The sequence below is a fragment of the Streptomyces asoensis genome, assembly GCF_013085465.1.
Classification (GTDB): domain Bacteria; phylum Actinomycetota; class Actinomycetes; order Streptomycetales; family Streptomycetaceae; genus Streptomyces; species Streptomyces cacaoi_A.
In genome coordinates this window covers 8,058,281-8,073,065 of sequence record NZ_CP049838.1, presented here as the reverse complement: position 1 = coordinate 8,073,065, position 14,785 = coordinate 8,058,281, and the positions used below count along the sequence as shown (strand labels likewise).

Here is a 14,785-nt window from a genome sequence, read left to right as displayed (position 1 = left end):
CCCGGGGGCCGCCCTCCACCCTGTCATATCGCGGTGACAGGCACCCCGCGGCTACCGCCCGTCGTAGCCGGCCGTCGGCATCGACAGCCGCCGGTGCACCCGGGCCTTCATCTGCGCGTCGTAGGCGGGCTCGGCGCTGCCGACGGTCTCCACCCGTACACCGCGCCGCGCGCACTCCGCGGAGAACTCCTCCACGGACGACAGCGCGCTCTCCAGCACCCGGCGGCTGGGCGCGACGAACAGGTCGACGCCGGCCCGGATCCCGTCCCACAGCACGCAGTGGTCGGCGCGCAGCCCGCGGACCAGCAGTTCCCGGCTGACGACGTAGCCGCGCTCCGCGGCCCACCGCGCGCACATCGCGTGCTGGCTGCGGGAGTCCACCAGGAAGGGATCGGCGTCCAGTTCCTCGAGCGGCGTCAGACTCGCGATCGCCGTGACCCGCATGACCCGCACCGGTCCCATGGCGTCCCCCTCACCTCCGGGTTTCGCCGCCGACCCTACTCCTGCCCGTAGGCTTCGGGGAGTCGCGCGAAGGAGGCAAAGAGGTGGCGGTGGAGATCACGTGGTGGGGGCACGCCACCTGCACGGTCGAGGATTCGGACGTACGTGTGCTCACCGACCCCCTGTTCGCGCGCCGCCTCGCACATCTGCGCCGCCGCCGGGGCGCGCTGCCCCCGCCCGGCGCCTGGCGCGCGGACGTGGCGCTCGTCTCCCACCTGCACGCCGACCATCTGCACGTGCCCTCGCTGGCGCGCCTTGCGCCGGGCACGCGCCTGCTGGTGCCCCGGGGCGCGCCGCGCGCCGTCCCCGGGCTGCGCCGGCTGCGGCATCTGCGGCTGAGCGAGATGGCGCCGGGGGACGAGACCACCGTCGGCGACGTGCGGATACGGGCCGTGCCCGCGCGCCACGACGGACGCCGGCTGCCGGTCGGACGGCACCACTCCCCCGCGCTCGGGTACGTCGTCGAGGGCGAGGCCCGGACGTACTTCGCCGGGGACACCGGCCTGTTCGACGACATGGCCAAGGAGGTCGGGCCGGTCGACGTGGCGCTGCTGCCGGTGGGCGGCTGGGGGCCGTACCTCGGCGAGGGGCACCTGGACGCGGGGCGCGCGGCCGAGGCGCTGGTCCGGCTGGCGCCGCGCACCGCGGTGCCTGTGCACTACGGCACGTACTGGCCGATCGGCATGGACGCCGTGCGCCCCCATGAATTCCATGCCCCCGGCGAGGAGTTCGTACGGCTCGCGGCGGAACGTGCGCCGGGAGTGGCGGTGCACCGGCTCGGGCACGGGGAGAGCGTGCGCCCGGAGGTCTCCCGGTGAAATGGTGGCTCGCCGCGACCGTGACGGTCGTGCCGACGGAGGCCACGCAGCAGGCCCTCGGCTATCCGTCGTTGTTCCTGCTGGTGCTGATCGGGGCGCTGGTGCCGGTGGTGCCGACGGGGGCGCTGGTGAGTACGGCGGCGGCGGTCGCCGTCCATCAGACGGTGCCGTTCGCGCTGGCGATGGTGTTCCTGACGGCGTCGCTCGCGGCGTTCTGCGGGGACGCGGCGCTGTACTGGCTGGGGCGGCGCGGGATGCGGTCGAAGAACGGCTCACGCTGGCTGGAGGCGATCCGCTCGCGGGCCCCCGAGGAGCGGCTGGAGCAGGCGCAGGACAAGCTCGCCCACCACGGCACGGCCGTACTGGTGCTGTCCCGGCTGGTGCCGGCGGGCCGGATACCGGTGATGCTGGCCTGTCTGATGGCGAAGTGGCCGCTGCGCCGCTTCATGCGGGGCAATCTCCCGGCTTGTCTGGCCTGGGCGGTGACCTACCAGCTGATCGGGATCCTCGGCGGCTCGCTGTTCCCCGAGCCGTGGGAGGGCGTGGTCGCCGCGGTCGCGCTGACCGTGGTGATCGGCGCGGCCCCGAGCCTGTGGCGCCGGGTCCGGGGAACCAGGGCCGCCTAGCCCGGGAGCCCTGCCCGTCCGGCGCCCGTGCCGGTCCGGCAATCGCGGGACGCCGGACCCGAGTCACACCGGTACCCGTGCCACTCCGGTACCCGTACGACCGTGCCACTCCGGTACTCGTGCCACTCCGGTACTCGTGCCACTCCGGTACCCGTGTCTGTCACTCCAGTACCCGTGCGCCTCCCACCGGCAGGTCCCACAGGTCGTCCCGGTCCAGCCCCGCCTTCTCCCAGGCAGCACGCACGCGCGTGAGGGGCTCCAGGACGGGCTCGGCGGACAGCACGAACGTGCCCCAGTGCATCGGGGCCATCCGCCGCGCCCCGAGGTCGAGAGTGGCGCGGACCGCCTCCTCCGGGTCGCAGTGGACGTCACTGAGCCACCAGCGGGGGTCGTAGGCGCCGATGGGCAGCAGGGCGAGGTCGATGCCGGGGTGGCGCTGTCCGATGCGGGAGAACCAGTGGCCGTAGCCGGTGTCCCCGGCGAAGTAGACGCGCTGTCCGTCGGGGGCGGTGAGCACCCAGCCGCCCCAGAGGGAGTGACAGGTGTCGGTGAGGGAGCGCTTGGACCAGTGGTGGGACGGCACGAAGTCGAAGCGGACGCCGGAGAGTTCGGCGGCCTCCCACCAGTCCAGCTCGGTGACCCGGGTGAACCGGCGGCGCAGGAACCAGCGTCCGAGCCCGGCCGGCACGAACACGGGTGTGTCGCGCGGGAGCCGGCGCAGCGTGGGGGCGTCGAGGTGGTCGTAGTGGTTGTGGCTGATGACGACGGCGTCGACGCGCGGAAGCTCCTCCCAGGGGACGCCCACGGGGGTGATCCGGGCCGGGGTGCCGAGGATACGGCGCGACCAGACCGGGTCGGTCAGGACGGTGAGGCCGCCGACGCTCACCACCCAACTGGCGTGGCCCGCCCAGGAGACGGCGATCGTACGGGCGTCCACCCGGGGCAGCGGGGCGGGCGCGAAGGGCAGCAGGGGAATGTCGGCGAGGCCGTCCCTGCCGGGACGCACGGAACCCTCACGGGCGAACCGGGCGAAGGCCTTGAGGTCGGGCAGCGGTGAGGTCAGCCGGTCGTGGAAGGTCCGCGGCCACACCCGCCGCTCCCCCGGTGGGCGGGGCTCGGCGAGCGGCGGGGCGGGGGGCGCGAGCGGGGACAGGGGGGCCGGGGACAGGGGGGCCGGGGACAGGGGGGCCGGGGACAGGGGAGCCGGGGACACGGGAGCCGGGGACACGGGAGCCGGGGACACGGGAGCCGGGGACACGGGAGCCGGGGACACGGGAGCCGGGGACACGGGAGCCGGGGACACGGGGGCCGGGGACACGGGAGCCGGGGCGTCGGCGTCCTCGGTGGTCACGGTGCCGGTGGTGGTCGACTCGGACTGCTGCGTCATCGAGGAGGCTCCCATCGCTGAGCGTCGTCACGGAGATCGTCGAAGACCGACCTCAAGAGCATCAACGCGCGTTGCACGTGTGGCAGTTCCAACGGTGCGGGTGACGTGAGGCATTCCGTGCGCTGCGCGTCCGTACCGTCCAGCAGCATGCCGGTGGACAGCCGGACGCGCAGTGCCCCGAGCTCGTCCCCGAAGCGGTGTCCGCCCGGCGCGGGCATCCCGAGCCGGGCGGAGAGGAAGTCCTCCAGGTCCTGTGCGTCGCCGACGCCGTGCGCGGCGAGCGCGGTGCGCAGCGGGCCGAGATCGACGTACAGGTGACGACCGGCCCGGGGCGGGAGGGCGAGGCCACCCGCGGCGACCACGGTGGCGTGCACCGCGTCCGCCACACGCGCGTGCAGACGTACGGCGGCGGCGACGCGTGCGGCGACCGGCTCGGGCTCGGCCAGGGCGTACGCGGCCGCGGCGGCGACCGGTGCGGCCACGCGCGCGCCGAGCGCGGTGAGGACATCGAGCACGCGCGCGTGCAGGTCGTCGCCGGTGGCCGAGTCGGGGAACCGGGCGACGGCCGCCGGCCAGCCGGTGGGCAGCAGCGCACCGGCGAGGTCGCTGACGACGGTGACCTGCTCGGGCAGCATCTCCGAGGGGCTGACCAGCACGGTGTCCTGCGGGGTGTGCAGCGTGTCGCGCCAGGTCTCGTCGCTGACCAGATGCAGGCCCTCGCCCGCGGCGGCCTCCACCGCCTCGTGGAGCACCTCGGGCGGCGCCACGGTCGCGGTGGGGTCGTCGGCGACGGACAGCACCAGCAGCCGCGGATCGCCGCCCTCGGCGCGCACCCGGCGCACGGTCTCCAGCAGGGCGTAGGGGTCCGGGACGCCGCCGCACTCGGCGGGCGTCGCCACATGGAAGACGGGCCTTCCCAACAGGCGTGCGTACGGCGCCCACCAGGCCGCGCAGGGCCGGGGCACCAGGACGTCGCCGCCGAGGGCCGCGGTCAGCGCGAGCAGCAGGGCGGGGGCGCCGGGCCCGGCCACGAGGCGTCCCGGCTCGGCGGGGGTCCCGCGCCGCTCCCAGTAGCCGCCGGCGGCGTCGAGGAGGGCGGGGCCGCCGCCGACCGGCTCGCTTTCCGCGCGGCCGGCGGCCCGGGCGAGTACCGAGACGAGTTCCGGCAGCACCGGCAGGCCGTCCGAGGGCAGCGGCGGGCCGTAGCGGACGGGCCCGTGGTCCTCCGCTCCCGTCCGCCGCATGTCGTCCTCCGCGCAGTCCGTCCCTGGTGCTCTGCCTGTTCCTGGTGCCCTGCCTCCGGTCCTGGTGCCGTGCCGGGTGTGGTGCCCGCGGCGCTGTGCCGTACCCGGTCGTCGGACGTCGTCGTGGACCGGGCGGGGTGTCACGTCCCGTACGGGGCCCGGCGGCCCTGCGGGGCCGGACGCTCGTACGGGGCCGATCGTGCCCCTGGGCTCTGAGTACCCCGTGGGACCTTCCCTCATGGCCGTCCCCGCGCGTTGCGCCGGTCACAGCGCGGGCCGGGCCGGCTCTCCGGCGGGTCAGACGCCGCCCTCGGGGTCCCGGCGGCACAGCCGGTGCACGGCGGCACCGAGCGCGCCGGCGATCAGCAGACCACCGGCGGCGAGCGCGGGCACGGAGTCGGTGAAGGCACCGCCCTCACCGGCCTGAACGCCGTGGCCGACGGTGGCGGGGGCGCAGCCGTCCTCGTGGGATTCGGTGACACGGGGCTGGGGCTCGGGCTCGGGCTCGGGCTCGGGCGGGGGGCACGGCTGGCCGGTGCGGCAGGTGTCGGTGTGCTCCGTGGAGGTGCCCTGCGCCGGCGGACACGGCCGGCCGGTGGCGCAGGACGCGGCGGACGCCGACCCGCACGGCTGCGGTGCGCCACGCGCGACGTCCAGGGTCGCGCTCCACGGCTTGCCCTGTCCGCCGGGCGCCGCCGGGCAGGTGCCGTCGACGGTCCAGGCGGCGTCGGGTCCGACCGCCTCCGGGCTCACCTCGAGGTCGGTGGCGGGCGCGATACGGGCGGTGCCCCGGTAGGCGGTCCCGGACTGGGCGCCGGCGGCGCCGGGGACCTTGGTCAGTTTGACGGTGCCCTCGGCGAAGGCCTGCGAGGTGGCGTCGAGGCTCTCGGGCGCGGTGGTGCCGAGGGGACCGCAGGAGACGGACACGGTGACGCTGCCGCCCGGGGCGACGCTGCCCGGGCTGACCTCCGCCGCCGGGTCCGCGAACGCCGCCGGACCGACGGCGACCAGGGCGGCGCCGGCCACGGCGAGGGCGGAGAGGATGTGGGCGGTGCGACGCATGGGACGGTTCCTTCGGCCGACGGCTGCGGGCGGGGCGTTGCCGCCCCACAGCCATCAGAGCCCGAGGACCCGCCGGCCGCGCGCGGCCGGACGCCATTGGCGGGACACAGACCACCAACCGGGTGACCGCCGACGCCTCCGGGCCGGCGTGCTCCTGCTACACCACGTCTGCTACACCACGTCCTTCAGAACCTGTTCCCGCAACCGATTGCAGCACCGGTTGATCAGCCGGGACACATGCATCTGTGAGATGCCCAGCCGCTCCGCGATCCGACTCTGCGTCATGTCCTCGAAGTACCTCATGTACAAGATCGCCCGCTCCCGCTCGGGCAGTGCGGCGAGCCGGGTCCTGACGGACTCCCGGTCGACGACCGTGCCCAGCGCCGGGTCCGCCGCCCCCAGCACCTCGCTCAGCGAGTAGCCGTCCTCGCTGCCCGGCAGCTCCGCGTCCAGCGACAGCGCGGTGTAGCTCTCCAGCGCCGCCATCCCGGTGCGGACGTCCTCCTCGCTGAGCTGCGCGCGCTCGGCGATCTCGGCGACGGTGGGCCGCCGCCCGGAGACGGTCTGGGCCAGTTCCTGGCTCGCGAAGCGCACCCGGTTGCGCAGTTCCTGGACGCGGCGCGGCACGTGCAGGGTCCACATGTGGTCGCGGAAGTGCCGCTTGATCTCACCGGTGACGGTGGGGACGGCGTAGCTCTCGAAAGCGTTTCCGAGTTCGGGGTCATAGCGGTCGACGGCCTTGACCAGGCCGAGCGCGGCGACCTGACGCAGGTCGTCGAAGGCCTCGCCGCGGCTGCGGAAGCGGCCGGCGAGACGGTCGGCCATGGGCAGCCAGGCCTCGACGATCTGGGAGCGGAGCGTGTCGCGCTGGGGCCCCGGGGGCAGGGTGGCGAGCCTGCGGAAGGCGTCGGCGGTGTCGGGGGCGTCGTCGTGCGGATGGCGCTTCGCGTTTGCTCTGTTCGGCATGGGGTGTGGCAACTCCCTTGGAAGTGCTCTGGGTTGGCCGGTCACCGGGGAAACGCGACAGCAGCCCGACCGGGCCGCCGGGGGTCGCGAAGTCGCGCCTCCCACGGACGTGCCTCCGGTCCGAAGCACTGTGGCGCGCCTGCCCCGGACTCCCCACGCCAAACACCCGTCCAGGTTTTCCGGCGGTCCCGGGGGTCACCCGGAACGGGACACGACCTTCACATCGCGTCCATGTCCCCTGCCCAGGAGGTCACTTCCATGAGCGTCAAGGTTTCCGACCATGTCCTTCAGCGGCTGCGGGAGTGGGGGGTGGAGCAGGTCTTCGGCTATCCCGGCGACGGCATCAACGGCCTGCTCGCCGCCTGGGGCCGGGCCGGCGACGAGCCGCGTTTCGTGCAGTCGCGGCACGAGGAGATGTCCGCGTTCCAGGCGGTCGGCTACGCCAAGTTCAGCGGCCGCCTCGGGGTGTGCGTGGCGACCTCGGGGCCGGGTGCGATCCACCTGCTCAACGGCCTGTACGACGCGAAGCTCGACCATGTGCCGGTGCTCGCGATCGTCGGCCAGACGCACCGTTCGGCGATGGGCGGCTCGTACCGGCAGGAGGTGGACCTGCACTCGCTGTTCAAGGACGTCGCCTCGGAGTTCGTGGAGACGGTGACGGTCCCCGAGCAGTTGCCGAACGTCCTGGACCGGGCGATCCGCACCGCGTACGCCCGCCGCTGCCCGACCGCGGTCATCATCCCCGGGGACGTGCAGGAGCTCGCCTACGCGGCGCCCACCCACGAGTTCAAGATGGTGCCGTCCAGTCCCGGCCTGAGCGGTGGGACGATGATCCCGTCGGAGGAGTCCCTGCGGCAGGCCGCCGACATCCTCAACTCCGGTGACAAGGTGGCGATCCTGGCCGGCCAGGGCGCCGCCGGGGCCCGGACCGAGGTCGAGCGGATCGCCGAAACGCTCGGCGCCGGCGTCGCGAAGGCGCTGCTCGGCAAGGACGTCCTGAGCGACGAACTCCCCTACGTCACCGGCTCGATCGGCCTGCTCGGCACCCGGCCGTCCTACGAGCTGATGCGCGACTGCGACACCCTGCTGACGATCGGCTCGTCCTTCCCTTACACGCAGTTCCTGCCCGAGTTCGGCAAGGCGCGGGGCGTGCAGATCGACATCGATCCGCACATGATCGGGATGCGCTACCCGTACGAGGTGAACCTCGTCGGCGACGCGCGGGAGACCCTGCGCCGGCTGATCCCGATGATCAGGGGCGAGGAACGCGGCCGGGAGTGGTTCGAAACCGTTTGTGACAACGTACGGCGCTGGGACGACGTGCTGGACCGGCGGGCGGGGCTGTCGGCCGACCCGATCAACCCGGAGCATGTGGCCCGCGCGCTGTCCCCGCTGCTCCCGCCCGACGCGATCGTCACCTCGGACTCGGGTTCGGTGGCGAACTGGTACGCCCGCCACGTCACGCTGCGCCCCGGCATGCGCGGCTCCCTCTCCGGCACGCTGGCGACGATGGGCTGCGGCGTGCCGTACGCGATCGGCGCGAAGTTCGCCCATCCGGACCGGCCGGTGATCGCGCTGGTCGGGGACGGGGCGATGCAGATGAACGGGCTCGCGGAGCTGATCACGGCCGCCAAGTACAAGGACCGCTGGCCGGACCCGCGGCTGGTCGTCGCGGTGTGGAACAACCGCGACCTGAACCAGGTGACGTGGGAGATGCGCGCCATGGGCGGCGCCCCGTCGTTCCTGCCCTCACAGGAGCTGCCGGACGTGCAGTACGCGGCGTTCGCCCGCTCCCTGGGGCTGACCGGGGTGCGGGTGGAGACGCCGGAGGACGTCGAGCGGGGCTGGCGTACGGCCCTGGAGGCGGACGGCCCCGCGGTCGTCGAGTTCCTCACCGACCCGGCCGTGCCGCCGGTCCCGCCGCACGCCACCTGGGAGCAGATCGAGGCCACGGTCGCCTCGGCCCTCAAGGGCGACGCCGACCGGGGCTCCATGATCAAACAGGGCTTCAGGGCGAAGATGCAGGAGTTCCTGCCGGGACGGCAGGAGAAGTAGCCCGGAGACCCCGTGTCGGCTCCCTGTGCTCGGGTACGCGGTGGCCACCGACGCCGACGAAGACCTGGAGGGAGCGACATGCAGCGAGGCAGCGACCGGCTGAGCGTGCACCGGGACGACGAGATGAAGCACGAACTGAAGGGCCTGCTGAGGTCCGGACACCCCACGCGGGTGGAGGAGTGGCACGACCCCGAACCGTCCGCCGAGGACGACCCCGACATCTGGGGCGGGCCGGTGGTGCCCGGGAGCTCCCGGGCGACGCTGGAGACCGTGCGGCTGGAGCTGGCGCGGACCCTGGGACGGAGTTCCTTCCCCGCGGGCGCGGGCGCGCTGGCCGTGGGCCTGCGTCGCAAGAACGCGCCGGACGCGCTGGTGGAAGCGGTGCGGCAACTGCCGGGCAAGGACCGCTACGCCAATGCCCAGGAGCTGGCCGAGGCGCTGGTCGGGAACGGCCGGTGACGGCGCGGGACCCGTCCGGCGAGATCGGGCCCGCTGACGTAAGGGCGGTAAGGGCTGTAAGGGCCGTAAGGACACGGAAAGGACGTTGACCCTCATGCGCATCGCGTTTCTGACGGCACCCGAGGGCGTCGAGCAGGTCGAACTCACCGACCCCTGGCAGGCGGCGGTGGACGCGGGCCACGAGCCCGTTCTGGTGTCGACCGGGTCCGGCGAGATCCAGGCGTTCCACCATCTCGACAAGGCGGACACGTTCCGGGTGGACGAGGTCGTCGGTGAGGTGTCCGCGGAGTCCTTCGGCGGGCTGGTCCTGCCGGGCGGCGTCGCGAACCCCGACTTCCTGCGCACCGACGGCAAGGCCGTGGCGTTCGTCAAGGACTTCTTCGAGCAGGGCCGCCCGGTCGCCGCGATCTGCCACGCCCCGTGGACCCTCGTCGAGGCGGACGTCGTACGGGGCCGTGTGCTGACCTCGTGGCCGAGCCTCGCGACGGATCTGCGCAACGCGGGCGCCACCTGGGTCGACGAGCAGGTGAGGATCTGCGACCACGGCCCCAACAAGCTCGTCACCAGCCGCAAGCCGGACGATCTCAAGGCCTTCTGCGAGGCGTTCCTGGACGTGTTCACACAGGAAGCGCGCTGACCGCCGGTCGGCGGTCGGTCGTCGGCGGTCGGCGGTCGGCGGTCGGCGGTCGGCGGTCGGCGGTCGGCGGTCGGCGGTCGGCGGTCGGCGGTCGGCGGTCGGCGGTCGGCGGTCGGCGGTCGGCGGTCGGCGGTCGGCGGGACACTGTAGACAGTCTGCGGCCGACCGGCCCCACACAGACATCGCAGAACACCGCACGAGAATGCAAGAGACCGCGAGAGACCGCGAAGGATTAGCGGTCGGACGGCTCCGGTGGGCTCAGGCCCCGCCGGGGCCGCTCGTCGTTCCCGGGCCCCACTTGCCGACCGGAGTGCCCGTGGCCGGAGCCTGATGCGAGCGGACCCCTTCGGCTCCGACGGCCCGCTCCCTCGCCCCGTCCCGGGTACGGCCCGGGGAGACGAAGCGGCGCGGGTTACGGCGCAGGTACTCGCCCTCCAGCTGGGCCATGCGGCCGTTGTGGGCGCGCAGGGCGTCGTTCGAGCCGTACAGCAGGGTGTCGTGGCGCGTGCGGTGGATCGTCTCCAGCTCTTTCATCAGCTGCTGGTCGTCCAGCCGGTCCGGGTCGACTCCGGTCATGGTCATGCCCCGCTCGTCGTGTTCGTCCATGCGGTTCGGGTACCCACCCGGGAGCACGTCTCCGCTTCCACTGTACGAACATTCCGGTCCTCGGGCCTCCGTGCGGGCCGGCTCCCTACCTGGCCCGCTCCACGCGCCGCTCGTCCCACACCGGCTCCGCGGTCTCCCGGACCCGGCCGTCGCTGCCGAAGACCAGGTAACGGTCGAAGGAACGGGCGAACCAGCGGTCGTGGGTGACGGCGAGGACCGTACCGTCGAAGGCCTCGAGGCCCTCCTGGAGGGCCTCGGCGGACTCCAGGTCGAGGTTGTCGGTCGGCTCGTCGAGGAGCAGCGCCGTGACGCCCTGGAGTTCCAGCAGCAGGATCTGGAAGCGGGCCTGCTGGCCGCCGGAGAGCCGGTCGAAGGTCTGTTCGGCCTGCTGGGTCAGCTCGTAGCGGCGCAGCCGGGACATGGCCGCGCCCCGGTCCTGGGAGTGTTCGCTCCACAGGATGTCCAGGAGGGTGCGGCCCAGCAGCTCGGGGTGGGCGTGGGTCTGGGCGAAGTGCCCGGGCACCACGCGCGCGCCGAGCTTCCACTCCCCCGTGTGCGCCACGGTGTCGCCGGCCAGCAGCCGCAGGAAGTGCGACTTGCCCGAGCCGTTGGAGCCGAGGACCGCGACCCGCTCGCCGTAGAAGACCTCCAGGTCGAACGGCTTCATCAGACCGGTGAGCTCGAGTCCCTTGCAGGTGACCGCCCTCACGCCCGTACGGCCGCCCTTGAGGCGCATCGTGATGTCCTGCTCGCGGGGCGGCTCCGGCGGCGGGCCGGCCTCCTCGAACTTGCGCAGCCGGGTCTGGGCGGCCTGGTAGCGGGAGGCCAACTCATGGCTGATGGAGGCGGCCTGACGGAGGCTCAGGACCAGCTTCTTCAGCTGGGCGTGCTTCTCGTCCCAGCGGCGGCGCAGCTCCTCGAAGCGGGCGAAGCGTTCGCGGCGGGCCTCGTGGTAGGTGGCGAAGCCGCCGCCGTGCACCCAGGCGTCGGCCCCGGCCGGGCCGGGCTCGACGGAGACGATCTTCTCGGCGGCGCGGGAGAGGAGTTCGCGGTCGTGGGAGACGAAGAGGACCGTCTTGCGGGTCTCCTTCAGCCGTTCCTCCAGCCACCGCTTGCCGGGCACGTCGAGATAGTTGTCCGGCTCGTCGAGCAGCAGCACCTCGTCGTTGCCGCGCAGCAGCGCCTCCAGCACGAGCCGCTTCTGCTCGCCGCCGGAGAGGGTGCGTACGAGGCGGAACTGGGCCTTGTCGTAGGGGACGCCGAGCGCGGCCGTGGTGCACATGTCCCAGAGCGTCTCGGCCTCGTACCCGCGCACCTCGGCCCAGTCGGAGAGGGCCTGCGCGTACTGGAGCTGCGCGGCCTCGTCGTCGACGGTCATGAGCGCGTGCTCGGCCTTGTCGACGGCCTGCGCGACCTCACGGATACGGGGCGTGGCCACGGACACCAGCAGGTCGCGGACGGTCGTCTCGTCCCGCACGGAGCCCACGAACTGGCGCATCACGCCGAGACCGCCGGACACGGTGACGGTCCCGCCGTGCGGTTTCAGCTCGGCCGAGATCAGCCTCAGCAGGGTCGTCTTGCCGGCGCCGTTGGGTCCGACCAGCGCCACCACGGCCCCTTCGCCCACCCGGAAGGAAACGTCGCCGAGCAACGCCCTCCCGTCGGGGAGGTAGTACTCGAGGTGCGCGGCTTCCAGGTGTCCCATGAGGACGCATTCTGCGGGCCGTCCACGGGATGCGGCAAACCGTTATGCACGGCGGCCGGGAAAGGAGCGCCGTCGCCCGTCAGCCGCCGGCCCCCGCCACCGGCTGCCCCGCCGGGCCGCCCTCCCCTGCGGGCACGACCGTCGCTCCCGCCCAGGACAGGGCCTTCCAGCCGTCGGCCGGGGAGCCCTCGAGGATGACGGTGCCGGTGTTGGCGAGGCGGTTGGCCGCGGCGAAGGGCACGTCGACGTTGTCGGCGCGGGTGGCCGCCCAGCCGCGGATCGCGGCGCCGTGGCTGACCATCGCGACGGTCCCGGCGCCGCTCGCCGCGGCCTCGGCGACCACGGCGTCGTACCGCGCCAGGAACTCGGTGCCGCTCTCGCCGCCCGGCATGCGCAGCTCGACGTCGCCCGCCGCCCAGGCGAACACCGTGCGCAGGTAGATCTCGCCGTGCTCCGAGTTGCCGGACGCCATCTCCAGGTCGCCCGCGGAGATCTCCCGGATGCCGTCGCGGACGAGGACGTCGAGGTCGCGGGCGGCGGCCAGCGGGGCGGCGGTGAGCTGGGTGCGTACGAGAGTCGAGGCGTAGAGGGCCTCGATGTCCTCGCCGGCGAGGGCCTGCGGCAGGGCGGCGGCCTGCTGTGCGCCGAGTTCGGTGAGGCCGGGGCCGGGGACGGCGGTGTCGAGCAGGTAGTCCACGTTCGTGGGGGTCTGGCCGTGGCGGACGAGCAGCAGTCGCATGCAGTGACCCTCCGGTGTCGAAAGCCGCCCCCGCACAAGAAACGGCCACTTCAGGGTACCCGCAGCGCATGATGCCCGATGTCGATCTCACCGTCCTGAAACCCGGCCGCCACGGCCTGCGCGATCTGTTTCTCGCCCTCGACGACCAGGTGTTCGCGTTCGCCGCCGAGCGGCACTGGCCGGCCGCCGAGCCGGTCCTGCCGCGACTGAGCCGCGGCGCGAACCACGGCGTGCTCTGGTTCGCGACGGCGGCGGCCCTCGCCGTGTCCGGCACGCCCCGGGCCCGTCGCGCCGCCGCGCGCGGGCTGACCTCCCTCGGCCTGGCCTCCCTCACCATCAACACCCTCGGCAAGCGCTCGGTGCGCCGGTCCCGGCCCGTGCTGGACGCGGTGCCGCTGGGTCGGCGACTGAAGCGGCAGCCGATCACCACCTCCTTCCCGTCCGGTCACTCCGCTTCGGCGGCGGCTTTCGCGGCCGGGGTCGCCCTGGAGTCGCCTGCGTGGGGCGCGGTGGTGGCGCCGGTCGCGTTCTCGGTGGCGATGTCCCGGGTGTACACGGGCGTCCACTTCCCGAGCGACGTGCTCGCGGGCGCGGCACTGGGCGTCGGCGCCGCGTTCGCCGTCCGGCACGCCGCGCGCCTCCGACGGCGAAATCACCCGGGCAAGAAAGAGGACTGACGCATCGTCAGCTCATATCGCAAGACGAATGGTCTCATCATCCGGGCATCGGCGTACGGTGAGGGAACCGGGGACCCGGTTCGTCGAGAAGGGGTAGAGCCATGCCGAAAGCGCAGGAGACGGCCGTCTACACGCACGGACACCACGAGTCGGTGCTGCGTTCGCACACCTGGCGGACCGCCGCCAACTCCGCGGCCTACCTGCTCGGTTCACTGAAGCCCCACATGAAGATCCTGGACATCGGCTGCGGTCCGGGCACCATCACCGCCGACCTGGCCGCCCTGGTCCCCGACGGACACGTCACCGGCGTCGACCACGCGCCGGGGATCCTGGAGCAGGCACGGGCCACGGCCGCCGAGCGGGGTCTGACCAACATCGACTTCGCGGTCGCCGACGTGCACGCCCTGGCCTACCCGGACGACACCTTCTGCGTCGTCCACGCCCACCAGGTGCTCCAGCACGTGGGCGACCCGGTGCAGGCGCTGCGCGAGATGCTGCGGGTGACGAAGCCGGGCGGCTACGTCGCGGTCCGCGACTCGGACTACGCGGCGATGACCTGGCACCCCGCCTCGTCCGGGATGGACGACTGGCTGGACCTGTACCGCCGGGTGGCCCGGGCCAACGGCGGCGAACCGGACGCCGGGCGCCGGCTGAAGTCCTGGGCGCTGACCGCGGGGTTCACCGACATCACGGCGACCTCCGCCACCTGGACCTTCAGCACCGCCGAGGAGCGGGCCTGGTGGAGCGGCCTGTGGGCCGACCGCACGGTGGCCTCGGCGTACGCGGAGCGCGCCACGCAGGGCGGGCACGCCACGGCGGAGGAACTGCGCGAGGTGTCGGAGGCCTGGCGGGAGTGGGGGCGGCGGGAGGACGGCTGGTTCAGCGTCCTGCACGCGGAGATCCTGTGCCGAAAGGCCATCTGATCCACGGACGCATCACGCGGAATCACGCGTCAATCACGCACGCATAACGCACGCATCACGAATTTGCGCACGCACGAAGGATCTGCGGACAACTCGCGGACGATTCGCGGACGACTCGAAAATGAAGCGCGAATGATTCCTGGAATCCGGGAAACCCGCATTGCAGGAGGTTGACACTATGGTTCCCGTTCTGCTGGTTCTGCTGCTGGTGCTGATTCTTTTCGGCGCCGGATTCGCGGTGAAGTTGCTCTGGTGGATCGCACTCGCGGTTCTCGTCCTCTGGCTGCTCGGATTCCTGGCTCGCGGAACCACTTCCGCGGGAGGCAGGGGTCGCTGGTACCGGTGGTGAACTGAGGCGGCGAAGCAACACCGGCTTCCCC

Annotated in this window: 15 protein-coding genes and 1 pseudogene; 8 read left to right on the top strand and 8 right to left on the bottom strand. The window is 73.2% G+C overall.

The window, feature by feature from the left end; translation table 11 throughout:
- Nucleotides 1–51: 51 nt before the first annotated feature.
- A complete protein-coding gene (locus G9272_RS36065; protein ID WP_171400411.1) occupies nucleotides 52–462 on the bottom strand; it encodes a hypothetical protein in 411 nt (136 codons plus the stop codon).
- 83 nt (nucleotides 463–545) lie between these two features.
- Here G9272_RS36065 and G9272_RS36060 point away from each other — a divergent pair, with 83 nt between their 5' ends.
- Together G9272_RS36060 and G9272_RS36055 are read left to right on the top strand one after the other, a co-directional pair.
- Nucleotides 546–1,319, top strand: a complete 774-nt coding sequence (locus G9272_RS36060; protein WP_171400410.1) for an MBL fold metallo-hydrolase — start codon at nucleotides 546–548, stop codon at nucleotides 1,317–1,319.
- The gene (locus G9272_RS36055) at nucleotides 1,316–1,945 is read left to right on the top strand and encodes a DedA family protein (protein WP_171400409.1); all 630 of its coding nucleotides are present in this window, start codon (nucleotides 1,316–1,318) and stop codon (nucleotides 1,943–1,945) included. The genes G9272_RS36060 and G9272_RS36055 overlap by 4 nt, the downstream gene beginning before the upstream one ends.
- Nucleotides 1,946–2,105: 160 nt before the next feature.
- Here G9272_RS36055 and G9272_RS36050 read toward each other — a convergent pair whose 3' ends face one another.
- From G9272_RS36050 to G9272_RS36035, 4 genes are all read right to left on the bottom strand, one after another.
- A complete protein-coding gene (locus G9272_RS36050) occupies nucleotides 2,106–3,332 on the bottom strand; it encodes an MBL fold metallo-hydrolase (protein WP_253268052.1) in 1,227 nt (408 codons plus the stop codon).
- Complete coding sequence (locus G9272_RS36045; RefSeq protein WP_171400408.1) at nucleotides 3,329–4,576, bottom strand: aminotransferase class I/II-fold pyridoxal phosphate-dependent enzyme; 1,248 nt, start codon at nucleotides 4,574–4,576, stop codon at nucleotides 3,329–3,331. The genes G9272_RS36050 and G9272_RS36045 overlap by 4 nt, the downstream gene beginning before the upstream one ends.
- A 297-nt stretch (nucleotides 4,577–4,873) precedes the next feature.
- Nucleotides 4,874–5,638 (bottom strand): hypothetical protein, encoded by a 765-nt coding sequence (locus G9272_RS36040; RefSeq protein WP_171400407.1) that lies wholly within the window; start codon nucleotides 5,636–5,638, stop codon nucleotides 4,874–4,876.
- 171 nt (nucleotides 5,639–5,809) lie between these two features.
- Complete coding sequence (locus tag G9272_RS36035; protein ID WP_171400406.1) at nucleotides 5,810–6,604, bottom strand: RNA polymerase sigma factor SigF; 795 nt, start codon at nucleotides 6,602–6,604, stop codon at nucleotides 5,810–5,812.
- A 258-nt stretch (nucleotides 6,605–6,862) separates the two neighbouring features.
- Between G9272_RS36035 and G9272_RS36030 the strand changes: the two genes are divergently transcribed.
- The 3 genes from G9272_RS36030 to G9272_RS36020 all read left to right on the top strand — a co-directional run bounded on the left by G9272_RS36030 (nucleotide 6,863) and on the right by G9272_RS36020 (nucleotide 9,755).
- A complete protein-coding gene (locus tag G9272_RS36030; RefSeq protein WP_171400405.1) occupies nucleotides 6,863–8,659 on the top strand; it encodes a thiamine pyrophosphate-requiring protein in 1,797 nt (598 codons plus the stop codon).
- A gap of 78 nt (nucleotides 8,660–8,737) precedes the next feature.
- Nucleotides 8,738–9,118 carry a DUF2795 domain-containing protein gene (locus tag G9272_RS36025; protein WP_171400404.1) on the top strand — a complete coding sequence of 127 codons (381 nt, stop codon included), beginning with the start codon at nucleotides 8,738–8,740 and terminating at the stop codon, nucleotides 9,116–9,118.
- A gap of 94 nt (nucleotides 9,119–9,212) precedes the next feature.
- Nucleotides 9,213–9,755 carry a type 1 glutamine amidotransferase domain-containing protein gene (locus tag G9272_RS36020; RefSeq protein WP_171400403.1) on the top strand — a complete coding sequence of 181 codons (543 nt, stop codon included), beginning with the start codon at nucleotides 9,213–9,215 and terminating at the stop codon, nucleotides 9,753–9,755.
- 258 nt (nucleotides 9,756–10,013) lie between these two features.
- Here G9272_RS36020 and G9272_RS36015 read toward each other — a convergent pair whose 3' ends face one another.
- From G9272_RS36015 to G9272_RS36005, 3 genes are all read right to left on the bottom strand, one after another.
- Nucleotides 10,014–10,361, bottom strand: a complete 348-nt coding sequence (locus G9272_RS36015; protein ID WP_437184339.1) for a DUF6158 family protein — start codon at nucleotides 10,359–10,361, stop codon at nucleotides 10,014–10,016.
- Nucleotides 10,362–10,446: 85 nt separating this feature from the next.
- The gene (locus tag G9272_RS36010) at nucleotides 10,447–12,066 is read right to left on the bottom strand and encodes an ABC-F family ATP-binding cassette domain-containing protein (protein WP_171400402.1); all 1,620 of its coding nucleotides are present in this window, start codon (nucleotides 12,064–12,066) and stop codon (nucleotides 10,447–10,449) included.
- Between the two features lie 79 nt (nucleotides 12,067–12,145).
- Nucleotides 12,146–12,805 (bottom strand): histidine phosphatase family protein, encoded by a 660-nt coding sequence (locus tag G9272_RS36005; RefSeq protein ID WP_171400401.1) that lies wholly within the window; start codon nucleotides 12,803–12,805, stop codon nucleotides 12,146–12,148.
- 68 nt (nucleotides 12,806–12,873) lie between these two features.
- Between G9272_RS36005 and G9272_RS36000 the strand changes: the two are divergent.
- The 3 genes and pseudogenes from G9272_RS36000 to G9272_RS35990 form a co-directional block, all read left to right on the top strand.
- Nucleotides 12,874–13,464, top strand: a pseudogene (locus G9272_RS36000) (phosphatase PAP2 family protein); the annotation flags it as partial.
- 119 nt (nucleotides 13,465–13,583) lie between these two features.
- The gene (locus G9272_RS35995; RefSeq protein WP_171400400.1) at nucleotides 13,584–14,405 is read left to right on the top strand and encodes a class I SAM-dependent methyltransferase; all 822 of its coding nucleotides are present in this window, start codon (nucleotides 13,584–13,586) and stop codon (nucleotides 14,403–14,405) included.
- Nucleotides 14,406–14,583: 178 nt separating this feature from the next.
- A complete protein-coding gene (locus tag G9272_RS35990; protein ID WP_057602533.1) occupies nucleotides 14,584–14,754 on the top strand; it encodes a hypothetical protein in 171 nt (56 codons plus the stop codon).
- The last annotated feature ends 31 nt before the right edge of the window (nucleotides 14,755–14,785 follow it).